The 11,380-nt window shown below is 69.6% G+C and carries 7 protein-coding genes and 2 pseudogenes; 4 read left to right on the plus strand and 5 right to left on the minus strand.

From position 1 onward, the window contains the following. Together BM536_RS06985 and BM536_RS06990 are read right to left on the minus strand one after the other, a co-directional pair. A partial coding sequence (locus tag BM536_RS06985; RefSeq protein ID WP_107439560.1) for an ISL3 family transposase occupies positions 1-921 on the minus strand: 921 nt, incomplete at its 3' end. Positions 922-1,187: 266 nt separating this feature from the next. Beyond that, positions 1,188-1,682, minus strand: a complete 495-nt coding sequence (locus tag BM536_RS06990; RefSeq protein ID WP_073499910.1) for a hypothetical protein — start codon at positions 1,680-1,682, stop codon at positions 1,188-1,190. 125 nt (positions 1,683-1,807) lie between these two features. Here BM536_RS06990 and BM536_RS06995 point away from each other — a divergent pair, with 125 nt between their 5' ends. The 3 genes and pseudogenes from BM536_RS06995 to BM536_RS07005 all read left to right on the plus strand — a co-directional run bounded on the left by BM536_RS06995 (position 1,808) and on the right by BM536_RS07005 (position 4,452). Beyond that, positions 1,808-2,629 carry a transposase family protein gene (locus BM536_RS06995; RefSeq protein WP_073499908.1) on the plus strand — a complete coding sequence of 274 codons (822 nt, stop codon included), beginning with the start codon at positions 1,808-1,810 and terminating at the stop codon, positions 2,627-2,629. Between the two features lie 155 nt (positions 2,630-2,784). Beyond that, entirely contained in the window at positions 2,785-3,174 is a 390-nt protein-coding gene (locus BM536_RS07000) for a hypothetical protein (protein ID WP_143650826.1), read from the plus strand. A 94-nt stretch (positions 3,175-3,268) separates the two neighbouring features. Then, positions 3,269-4,452: pseudogene (locus BM536_RS07005) on the plus strand (IS701 family transposase). Between the two features lie 396 nt (positions 4,453-4,848). Here the strand turns inward: BM536_RS07005 and BM536_RS07010 are convergent. The 3 genes and pseudogenes from BM536_RS07010 to BM536_RS07020 all read right to left on the minus strand — a co-directional run bounded on the left by BM536_RS07010 (position 4,849) and on the right by BM536_RS07020 (position 10,087). Further along, positions 4,849-7,906, minus strand: a pseudogene (locus BM536_RS07010) (alpha-mannosidase). An 82-nt stretch (positions 7,907-7,988) separates the two neighbouring features. Continuing rightward, a complete protein-coding gene (locus tag BM536_RS07015; RefSeq protein ID WP_094102694.1) occupies positions 7,989-9,326 on the minus strand; it encodes a 6-phospho-beta-glucosidase in 1,338 nt (445 codons plus the stop codon). After that, complete coding sequence (locus BM536_RS07020; protein ID WP_073499577.1) at positions 9,323-10,087, minus strand: DeoR/GlpR family DNA-binding transcription regulator; 765 nt, start codon at positions 10,085-10,087, stop codon at positions 9,323-9,325. The genes BM536_RS07015 and BM536_RS07020 overlap by 4 nt, the downstream gene beginning before the upstream one ends. A 244-nt stretch (positions 10,088-10,331) precedes the next feature. On the opposite strand from BM536_RS07020, the gene BM536_RS07025 reads away from it, so the two are divergent. After that, the gene (locus tag BM536_RS07025) at positions 10,332-11,351 is read left to right on the plus strand and encodes a carbohydrate kinase family protein (RefSeq protein WP_094102695.1); all 1,020 of its coding nucleotides are present in this window, start codon (positions 10,332-10,334) and stop codon (positions 11,349-11,351) included. Positions 11,352-11,380 lie beyond the last annotated feature (29 nt).

Genomic DNA, 11,380 nt, shown 5'->3' on the forward strand with positions numbered 1-11,380 from the left:
GATCTCGGAGACGGAGTGCCCCTGCCCAAGCAGGCGATGGATGTCGGAGTACCGGTCGACAGTGCGGACAGCGATCTTCGTGGGCGGCAGCGTCGGCGGTGGCAGGGGATTGATGATCCGCCGGGGCTCCGCATCGCGATCGGCTTCGGCCTGTTTGCGCAGGCAGGAGCGGTGTTGGTGGCACGTCTTCTCGACCGCGGAGGAGAGGTTGTGGAGCAAATGCCAGCGATCGGCGACCTCCTGGGCTTCTGGAACGGCTTCACGGACGGCACTGGAATAGGCACTGGCCCGGTCCCGGCAGATGATCTCCGCGCCGGGATGTTCGCGCAGCCAGGTGGCGAAGGAGGCCGCGTCCCGGTCGGGCAGGACATCGACCACGCGGGCCGCTTCGATGTCGACCAGGACGGTTCCGTAGCGCCAGCCCTTGCGGAAGGCGAACTCGTCGACACCCAGCACCCGCGGCGCACGCTCGGGCACCACCGGGGCCGTCAGCAGGCCCAGCAGATGAGTACGGCCGGTGGGTAACTGCAGGACCCGGCACAGGCGTTCACCGGGACGACCGCCCAGGAACGTAGCGACGGCCCGCATCCATCGCCGCAGCCCAACGCTGTGACGGCGATACCGCTCGCTCAGATCCGGGACCTGCTCGACAAACGTCCGCCGACGGCAAGACGCCCGCTCGCAAAAGAAGCGGCGCACCCTGAGCCGGATCACCAACGCCCGCCCCACCAAGGGGCGTTCGGCCACACGGCGCACATACCGGGAGTGCACGCGACGTCCCGGCCAGCCGCAGTCCGGACAGGCCGGCGGCTGCCCACACGACGACGCCTCCACAGCGACTCTCTCCTCTGTGGCGTGCACCGCCGTGACACGCACATCGATCCCGGGAAACAGCACATCCTCGACCGCAGCAGCCCCCATACCAGGGCTATCCCACGAGAAACGTTCCGGCAGTCGTACGCCGACCTGGGGATTCACGGAATCGCGGCCTGAACCGCGTATTTCCCCAGGGGTAAGTTCACGTAATTCCCCACCTCGTCACTGAGACTGGCTCTGAAGAGGACTCCGGCGGTGGCAGAAACGGCGCGTGATCACTGAGGTTTTCTCAACGAAATTCAGCTCCACGCGGGTCAAGGTGCCTTGAGCTTGGCTGCGGCCCCGCTGTAGGTAGATCGGCGCAAGGTGAGTCAGTCCGGGTGGGCGTGCAGCCAGGGTGACAGCGCGGCTGCCAGTGCGTGTAGCGCGGTGTCTCCACCCAGCGCGTTGGCGGTTTGTCGGAGGGTTCCCGCGCCGGAGGTGCAGCCGCTGCCGGGCTCACAGCCGCGGTCATCAAGTCCGAGGTGACCGTCGCCAGGCCCGTACGGGTAGGAGTGGGTGGCGCGTTCGAGGTATGCCTGCTTGGTTTTGTCGTCCGGACTGTCTGCGTATGCCCGGGCAGCCTCCAGCGTGAGCGCAATCTGGGGCAGGTTGGTGTGTTGGAGCAAGGGGCTCCCCAGTGCGATGACCGCACGGGCGAGAGTTTGAGCTGCCATCCCATGGCTGACGTCGTGCAGGACGTCCCGCAGGATGGCGCGGTCGAGGGCCTCCACCATGTCGTCGATGCGGTCGAGAGGATCTCGCCCGTCTCCCTCGAGCAAGGAGAGAAGGGCGGCGGAGAGGCTCGGCGATTGCTCGGAGGTCATAGTGACGGTCTTTCGAAGCGACGTCGCCCGTCGCCGGGGGTGTGACGACGGCTGAGGATAGGGCGTGGAACCCCTGGTAGGACAGGTCTGCGAAGATCATGTCCGTAACACCCAGGGGTTCCACGTTGGTCACCTATCCTGCCATGCTCGACGTTCCGCGCCCTGTCGTCGAGGTGCTGGCGAGACTCCTCGCCGCTCACCGACGCCGTATCGGTACCCCGAAGGGTTCGCGGGCCCTGGGCCCGTTCCGGCAGGCGATGCTGGTGCTGCGCTGGTTCCGTGACCGGTCCTGTGTGCACTGCCTGGCCCGGGGCGCGGGCGTCTCGCAGGCCACCGGCTACCGGTATTTGCACGAGGGGATCGATGTCCTCGCCGAGCAGGCACCCGACCTGCACGACGTACTGGACCGCTGCCGCCGCGGGGGCCTGACGCATGTGGTCCTGGACGGCACGCTGATCGAGTCCGACCGGGTGGCCGGCGCCCACCTGAACGCCGAAGGCCGGGAGGTCGACACCTGGTACTCGGCCAAGCACAAGGCCTTCGGCGCGAACGTGCAGTTCCTGTCCGCCCCGGACGGCACCCCGTTATGGGTCTCGGACGCCGAGCCGGGCTCGGTACCGGACATCACCGCGGCCCGCCAGCACTGCCTGCCCGCCCTGTACAAGGCAGCCGCCGACGGTCTGCCCACGCTCGCCGACGCCGGATACCAGGGTGCCGGAATCGGCATCCACCATCCGATCAAGAAACCCCGCGGCAGCTCCCACCTGCAACTTCACTGCGACAACCGGACCTACAATGCGCTCCTGCGGGGCGTCCAGGCCCTGGGAGAACGGGCAGCGGCCGAGCTCAAGGAACGCTGGCGCACCCTCAAGCGCGTCACCCTCAGCCCCCGCCGTATCAGCGCCATCGCGAAGGCAGCACTCGTCCTCAACAACGCCTGGCGATGACTTTCGTTGAGAAAACCTCACTCGGCTCGGTCGCGTGGCATCCTTGTCAGACCTGACGGATAAAATGAGAGTCGAGTCGTGCGTTGAACCGCGTCGTGCGAGGAGCCACCGGGTTCTGGGGGCAAGGCGATGCCCCGGTGCCGCAGGTGGACGTCGTGGCTTTCAAGACCGCCTGCCATGTGGCGGCCCGGTCGATTCGGGCGACAGTCGGCGAAGTGACTTCGGCCGGGGTCACGCCGAATTTCCATATGGCTCTGATCACCGCCCCAGGCATTCGGTCGACCGTCTTGTGCCACACCGTGCTCCCGGTCGTTGCCTTTGTGGCGAGGTCTCCGCAGGCTGGGGCGCCTCTGGCGGACTTCACGTCCCCACCCGCATGGGCGGACGCATTTGAGCTGGGCGGCTTCCGCCTGCTGGGCGTCGAAGAACTGAGCATGCCGTTGGCCGCGGCTGACACCAGCGAGCTCGCCGAAGCAGAGTTGGAACAGGTGCGTTACTGGCATCCCAGCACAGTCGGCGAGCTGATGTTCAACTGGTGGGACTGATCCGGGTCATTTGATCGAGGGCTTGTCAGTGCGGTTCTTAGTACTGCAACGGTGTCTGCCGTGACTGCTCGCCAGGTTGGTCGTTGGTGTGGTTATGGGTGGGGACCTTGCTGATGTGCGTGTGTGGGCGAGTGAACTGGATGCTGTGCACGGGCGGTTCGTGCACCGGTTCAGCAGGTCGGAGCCGAGGGAGTCGGCGCTGGCCTATATGCGGGGCCTGATCGCTCCGTTGCAGCGCAAGAACGGCTGGACGCTGGCCGAGGAGGCCGGCCACGGCGGGCCGGACCGTATCCAGAGGATGCTGAACCGGATCGAGTGGGACGCCGACGAGGTCCTCGACGATGTACGCCGCTACGTGGTCGACCATCTCGGTGACCGCGAAGCAGTGCTTATCGTCGATGACACCGGCTTCCTGAAGAAGGGCACCTGCTCGGCAGGGGTTCAGCGGAAATATTCCGGCACCGCGGGCCGCACGGAGAACTCCCAGATCGGCGTCTTCCTTGCCTACGCCACCGGCCGGGGACGCACCCTGATCGACCGGCGGCTCTATTTGCCCACGTCATGGACGGACGACCGGGAACGCTGCCGCCGGGCCGGAATCGGCGACGAGGTCGCTTTCGAGACGAAGGTGGTCATGGCCAAGGCGATGGTCCGCAAGGCCATCGCGGACCGGATCCCGTTTCGGTGGGTGACCGCGGATGCCGCCTACGGGTTCAGCAAGGGCTGGCGCTTCGAACTCGAACAGGCCGATGTCTTCCACGTCATGGCCACCACCCGGCACGACACCGTCGTCACCCGCTGGGCCCTCGACCACCCCGTCCACGACCTGTTTCCCGGCCTGCCGCGGCAGAAGTGGAAACGCCGATCCTGCGGCGAAGGAGCACATGGCCGTCGGATCTACGACTGGGCCCGGGTCGAGGTGCGGCCCTGGCACCGCGAAGACCGCCGGCACTGGGTCATCGCCCGCCGCAGCGTCAGCCGGCCCGAGGAGATCTCCTACTACATCGCCTACTGCCCGCCGACACCACCCTGGACCAGCTGATCCGCATTGCGGGCAGCCGCTGGGCCGTCGAGGAATGCTTCCAGACCGCGAAACAGGAATGCGGCCTGGACGACTACCAGGTCCGCCGCTACCCCGGCTGGCACCGCCACATGACCCTCGCCATGGCAGCCCACGCCTGCCTCACCGTCCTGCGAGCCCGCCAGCTGGACACGGAGAAAGCAGAAACGGATCCTCCCCGCTCATCCACCTCAGCCTCGCCGAGATCCGACGCCTGATCACCCGTCTCACCAACCGCCGCCCCACCCCTACCGACCACATCCTGCACTGGTCGACATGGCGCCGCAGACGGCAGTACCAAGCACGGTTGAGTCACTACAAACGACGCGGACACAGCCCTTGAAAACTGCCCAGCATTCAGAACAAGCACCGTTGCAGTACTAGGCAGTGTCTTCAAAGAGTCCTGATGGGGGATCATGTGGTGCATGGTGCGTCGTCATGAGCTGTCGGATCTGGAGACGCGGGGTCCGGCACGCGCATCCGCCGCGTTGTCGTCGGTTGCCGACGCTCCGCGTCGACGCCCTCCTCCGCCTTGCGGCCGCACGCACCGGACCCCGCTCACCAACACTGAACAGCGCTGTCGATTTCCTGCGACCTGACCCAAACGACAGGCCCTAGCTCCCTGTGGTACGGCTCAGCCGGAGCGTCAGGATCTGGAAGGGCCGCAGCTGGACGGGGACGCCGCCCGCGCCGTCGGTGGCGGCGGTCTCCAGCGGCCGCTCCAGCAGGTCCGTGACCTGGGCGCCCGCGAGGGGGAAGCCGGTGCGCAGGGTGCCGGCGGCCCGGCCGCCGCGCGACTCGTAGAGCCGGACGACGACATCGCCGGACGCGTCGTCGGCGAGTTTGACCGCCTCGACGGTGATGCCCTCGCCGTCGACGGAGACGACCGGGTCGGCGCGCCCGCCGCGTCGGCCATGCGCAGCGGCAGGTTGAGGGCGTAGCCCTCGGCGACCGCGTCGCCGATCGTGGCTCCCGGGAGCAGGGAGTACGTGAACCTGTGCTTGCCCTGGTCGGCCTCGGGGTCCGGGATCCGCGGGGCGCGTACCAGGCTGAGGGCGACCGTGGTCGTCGTACCGCCGTCCTCGCGGACCGTGCGGGAGACGTCGTGGCCGTATGTCGAGTCGTTGAGGACCGCGACGCCGTAGCCGGGTTCGCCGATGTGCACCCAGCGGTGGCCGCAGACCTCGAAGCGGGCCGCCTCCAGCTGGTGTTGGTGTGGGTGGGCCGCTGGACGTGGCCGAACTGGATCTCCGCGGAGGAGTGGGCCGCCCGGACGTCCACCGGGAATCCCGCCTTGAGGATCTTCTCGGCCTCGTGCCAGTCGATCTCGGTCTCGAAGTCGATGCGGGGGCTGCCGGCGCGCAGCGTGATGGTCTGGGTGATGGTCGAGCCCTTGCCGAAGGCACGGGTCACGCGGATGGAGCCGACCAGCACGTCCCGTTCGACGACGGTCAGGGACTCGACGTCCAGGAGTTCCGTGTACCGGTTCCGGTAGTGCTTGTCGATGTCCCAGGCGTCCCAGTAGTTGGGCAGGTCCGTGTGGAGACGGAGCAGGTTGCCCCGGCCGGCGAGGACCTCGCGCCGGAAGCGCCGGTCGAGGACCGAGGCCAGGGTGCCGTCCTCGGCCAGCTCCACGCGGACCAGACCGTTGTCCAGGACCCGGTCCTCCACGACCACGGTGTCGTCGGGCCGGTCGTCGGCGAGGGGGGCGCTTCCGTTCGCCGGTACCCTCACGAAGCCGGCCCGGCCCTCACGGTCACGCACCACCTCGCGCCGCTCGAACGGGCTGGTGTTGAAGAACCGGGTCTCCCCGGAGCCGCCGCCCAGCGCGGCGACCGCCTCCGTCGTCAGCACCTCCAGCTCCTGTGCGACACGGGCGTATTCGGCCTCCGCCTCGCGGTGCACCCAGGCGATCGAGGAGCCCGGCAGGATGTCGTGGAACTGGTGCAGCAGGACCGTCTTCCACAGCCGGTCGAGCCTCTCGTACGGGTACACGTAGCCCGGCGCGTGCAGTGCGGCCGTCGTGGCCCACAACTCGGCCTCGCGGAGCTTGTGTTCGCTGCGCCGGTTGCCCTGCTTGGTGCGGGCCTGGGAGGTGTACGTGGCACGGTGCAGCTCCAGGTACAGCTCGCCGTTCCAGACCGGGGCGTCCTCGTACTCCTCGCGGGCCTTGGCGAAGAACGCGTCGGGGTGCTCGACGACGACCTTCGGCGAGCCTTCCAGGTCGGCGAGCCTGCGGGCCCGTTCCATGATCTCGCGGGTGGGGCCGCCGCCGCCGTCGCCCCAGCCGAAGGGGGCCAGGGAGCGGGTGCCGGCGCCCTTCTCGGAGTAGTTGCGGACCGCGCGGGCCATCTCCTCGCCGCTGAAGCGGGCGTTGTAGGTGTCGACCGGCGGGAAGTGGGTGAAGATGCGGGTGCCGTCGATGCCCTCCCACCAGAAGGTGTGGTGGGGGAACTTGTTCGTCTGGTTCCAGGAGATCTTCTGGGTGAGGAACCAGTCGTTGCCGGCGAGCTTGGCGAGCTGCGGGTAGGCGGCGTTGTAGCCGAAGGAGTCCGGCAGCCAGACGCCCTTGGTCTCGATGCCGAAGTGCTCGATGAAGAACCGCTTGCCGTGGACCAGTTGGCGCGCGATGGCCTCGCCGCCCGGCAGATTGCCGTCGGACTCGACCCACATGCCGCCGACCGGCGCCCACTGTCCCTTCTTCACCGACTCGTGGATGCGCGCCCACACCTGGGGGTGGTTGTCGCGCACCCACTCGTACTGCTGGGCCTGCGAGCAGGCGAAGACGAAGTCGTCGTACTCGTCGGCGAGCGCGGTGACGTTGGAGAAGGTGCGGGAGGTCTTGCGCTTGGTCTCGCGGATCGGCCACAGCCAGGCGGAGTCGATGTGCGCGTGGCCGACGCCGGAGACGGTGTGGGCGCTGGCGTGGGCGGGACGGGCCAGGGCGGGGGCGAGCACCTCACGGACGGCGGCGGCGCTGCCGGAGACGTCGTCCAGGTCCAGGACGTCCATGGCGCGGTCCAGGGTGTGCATGATCTCGTGGCGGCGCGGCTCGTGCTCCCCGAGGTGGACCATGAGTTCACGCAGGACCTGGAGGTCGAGGTCGAGGTGGAAGACCTGCTCGTCCAGGACGGCGAGGTCGGCGCTGCGGAATGTGTACAGTGGACGGTCGCCTGCCGTCAGTACATCGCCGAGCGGCGTCGGGGCCGCGAAGTCGTTCGCCAGGATGTCGGGGTTGGAGGCCGCCTCGACCAGGTAGTCGATCACCTCGCCGCCGGTCGCCGGGTTGCCGATCGGCACGTACTGGTTGAGCGGGTTGACCGCCTTCAGCGGGGTGCCGTCGGTCAGGTGCACCAGGGCCTCGGCCTGGTTGCCGGGCCAGTCGCCGACGAAGCCGAGGTCGATGACCGCCTCGACCCGCCTGCCGGCCCACTCGGCGGGCACCCGGCCGCGCATCCGGAACCAGGTGGTCCCCCAGGGCGGGCCCCAGGGCGTGCCCATCGCGAAGGGCTCGTACGACGCGGCCGCGGCCTCCGCGAACGGGACGGGCTCGCCCGGCGCCTGCCAGGCCTCGACCTCGAAGGGCACGGTGGCCGCGTAGACGGCGGGCTTGATGCGCTGGTGGTGGACGCGCTCGACGCGCTCCTCGATCCGGCGGCGTTCGTCGTGCATGGGGAGTCTCCAGGGAACCGGGACGGGCAGACTGCTGGAACGGAACGTACGGGACGCGGAGGGAAAGCGCTTACTCGGGTCCCTACCGGAGATACGCCAGACCGGGATGGACGGCGGTGTAGCCCTCGACCAGCCGGCGGGCCACGTTCACCGAGTCGACGAGCGGGTGCAGGGCGAAGGCCTTCACCGCGCTCGCGCGCGAGCCCGAAGCGGCGGCGGCGAGCACCTCCCGCTCGACCCCCTTCACCGCGCAGACCAGGCCGGTCGCGTGCTCGGGCAGCGGGGCCACGGCCACGGGATGGGCCCCGTTGGCGTCGACGAGGCAGGGCACCTCGATGACCGCGTCCGAGTCGAGCACCGAGAGGGCGCCCTGGTTGCGGACGTTGAGGATCAAGGTGGTGCGTTCGTCCCGGGCGATGGCCCGCATCAGGGCGAGGGCCACCTTCTCGTAGCCGCCGGAGAGGTCGTCGGCGTCGCGGTCGCCGGCGCCGGCGGTCTCGCGGTTCTCGGCCATGTAGGTCGCCTCGCGCTCGGCCCGGGTGCGGTCCCAGGCGGTCAGTGCCGCGGCGTCGGGCCGGCGCATCTCCTCGTAGAACCGCGCCTGCTGGTCGCGCAGGAAGGCGCCGCGGGTCTTCTCGGCCTGCTGGTAGGCGCGCACGGTCTCGCGGTTGAAGTAGTAGTAGTGCAGGTACTCGTTCGGGATCGCCCCGAGGGACCGCAGCCAGTCGACGCCGAACAGCTTGCCCTCCTCGAAGGAGCCGAGCAGGTCGGAGTCGGCCAGCAGACGCGGCAGTTCGTCCCGGCCGGCGACCCGCAGGCCGCGCACCCAGCCGAGGTGGTTGAGGCCGACGTAGTCGATGAACGCCTCGCGCGGGTTCGCGCCGAGGACGCGCGCGATACGGCGGCCGAGGCCGACCGGCGAGTCGCAGATGCCGATGACCCGGTCGCCGAGGTGGCGGGACATGGCCTCGGTGACCAGACCGGCCGGGTTGGTGAAGTTGATGACCCAGGCGTCGGGGGCGAGGCGGGCCACCCGCCGGGCGATGTCGACGGCGACGGGCACCGTGCGCAGACCGTAGGCGATGCCGCCCGCGCCGACCGTCTCCTGGCCGAGGACGCCCTCCGCCAGGGCGACCCGTTCGTCGTTCGCCCGGCCCTCCAGGCCACCGACGCGGATCGCGGAGAAGACGAAGTCGGCACCGCGCAGAGCCTCGTCGAGATCGGTCGTCGCGGTCACGGTGGGGGCGTCGGCCACCGTCGACGCCTGTTCAGCCAGTACACGGGCTACCGCGTGCAGTCGACCGTCATCCAGATCGTGCAGCACGACCTCGGTGACCCGTCCCTCGGCGTGGTCCGTCAGCAGCGCCCCGTACACGAGCGGCACCCGGAACCCGCCGCCGCCCAGAATCGTCAGTTTCACGCTTGCACCTTTCCTGCCAGGACCACCTCGACGCCCGCCTCCTCCAGGGAGGACCGGGTCGCCGGGTCCACCGGAGCGTCGGTCACCACCACGTCCAGGTCCTCCGGACCGCAGACCCTCGCCATGCCCGTACCCGGGAACTTCGCCGCGTCCGCCAGCAGGACGACCTTTCCGCCCGCCTTGATCATGGCGCGCTTGACCGGCACCTCGACGACCGTCGTGTCCATCACCTCACCGCCCGGCCGCACCCCGCTGGTGCCGAGGAAGAGCCAGTCGGCGTGCAGCTGGCGCAGGTTGTCCTCGGTGAGGAAGCCGACCAGGGAGCGGTACTCACGGCGGACCATGCCGCCGAGCAGCACCAGGTCGATGCCCTCGTCGTCGGCGAGTTCCTCGTAGACCACCAGGTTGCTGGTGATCACGGTGAGCCGACGGCCGTGCAGCTGACGGGCGAGCCGGTAGGCGGTGGTGCCGATGTCCAGCAGGACCGACTGGCCGTCCGTGATCATGGCCGCGGCGCACGCCGCTATGGCGTCCTTCTCGGCCACCCGGACCTCGGCGACCTCGGCGAAGGGCTGGTCACCCTCGTCGGCGACGGCGCCGCCGTGGACCCGCGTGAGCAGGCCCTCCTCCTCGAGTTTGAGCAGGTCGCGCCGGACCGTGGCGGGGCTCACGCCCAACTGCTCGGAGAGATCGGTCACGGCCGCGGGACCGCCGGAGCGCAGGGCCCGCAGGATGAGTTGATGTCGTCGTTCTGCCAGCACGGCGTGAACACTACTCGTCATCTTCAATCAAATCTATGCTCAGTTCTGCTCGGGTATTGACCAATCTCGCCGAGGGGCGCACGATTCCGGTCACCGAAATGAAGAGTTCTGACGAACACCCGATCCCCGTCACGAACCCCCGATCGACCCGACGAACCCGCCCGATCCGTGTGACGAAGCCACCGGTCGACGTGGTGAGCCACCCATCGACGCGACGCCCCCGCCCGAACGAGAGGACGTTCCCGTGGACGACGACCGGCCCGACGTGCTGCTGACGGGGCTGCTCTTCTACGACCTCGTCCTCACCGGACTGGGCAGGCCGCCCGCGCCGGGCGAGGAGATCTGGACGGCCGGAATGGGCTGCGGCCCCGGCGGCATCGCGAACCTGGCGGTGGCAGCGTCCCGGTTCGGCCTGCGCACCTCGCTGGCCACGGTCTTCGGCGACGACTTCTACGGCGCCCACTGCCAGGAGGTCATCGCCGGCCAGGAGGGCGTCGACCTGTCGCTCTCCCGCGTCGCCGACGGCTGGCACACCCCCGTCACCGTCGCCCTCGCCCACGGCCAGGACCGGGCCCTGGTCACCCACGGCCAGGAGCCGCCGTACTCGCAGGACGTGCTGATGGGCGACCCGCCCGGGGCCCGTACGGCCCTCGTGCACCTGGAGGCCGAACCGCGCGCCTGGATCGGCAAGGCGGCGGCCGACGGCACGCAGATCTACGCCGACGTCGGCTGGGACCCCACCCAGCGGTGGTCCCGCGACCTGCTCGACCAACTGGCCCTGTGCCACGCCTTCCTCCCCAACGAGACCGAGGCGATGGCGTACACCCGCACCGACAGCGCGGTCGCCGCGCTCGGCACCCTCGCCGAGCTGGTGCCGGTCGCCGTGGTGACGCGCGGCGGCGACGGCGCCCTCGCGGTGGACCAGACGACCGGCGAGTACGCGCAGGTCCCGGCGCTCGACATCGATGTCCTCGATGCGACGGGAGCCGGTGACGTGTTCGGCGCGAGCTTCGTCGCCGCCTCGCTCGGCGGCTGGCCACTGGAGGAGCGGCTGCGGTTCGCCGTCCTCGCCGCCGGGCTGTCGGTGCGCCACCACGGCGGGGCGCTGGCCGCCCCCGGCTGGTACGGCATCGACCGCTGGTGGCGCTCGCTCACCGACCCCGCCCTGAAACGGGCCTACGGCTTCCTCACCGACCGGCTGCCGGACGACCCCGGCCCGCCGGTGCGGTACGCCCCGGTCACCCCACCCGCACGGACCGGCTGACCGCCCGCTCCCGCCTCCCCCTCCCCCGT

Source organism: Streptomyces phaeoluteigriseus (assembly GCF_001896135.2).
In the GTDB taxonomy this organism is placed as follows: domain Bacteria; phylum Actinomycetota; class Actinomycetes; order Streptomycetales; family Streptomycetaceae; genus Streptomyces; species Streptomyces phaeoluteigriseus.